The sequence below is a fragment of the Herbidospora sp. RD11066 genome, assembly GCF_054661255.1.
On sequence record NZ_BAAGDO010000265.1, the window covers coordinates 1 to 252 of the forward strand.

Here is a 252-nt window from a genome sequence, read left to right on the forward strand (position 1 = left end):
GCCATCTTGCTAATGCACGCTGAATCAACCTGTGAGACACATCTCCTAATTTACAAATGTCGTCTTTCTCGAAGTTGTGAACAAATTTCACCACCTCTTCTACTCTCATCACCCCCCACAGTCCATCCGATGCAATGACCAGAAATCTGTCCACCCCAGGCGTTATCTTGTGAACACGGACGTCAGGGACTGGGGAGACTATAAACTCGCTGCGGTAGTAGTTGAAGCTCCACAGATCACCAAGCGCTCTCG

At 49.2% G+C, this 252-nt stretch carries 1 protein-coding gene; it reads right to left on the bottom strand.

Features of this window, described 5'->3' with window-relative positions:
- The coding region (locus ACYQ78_RS39890) for a hypothetical protein (protein WP_459806195.1) at nt 1-252 on the bottom strand (252 nt) is incomplete at both ends.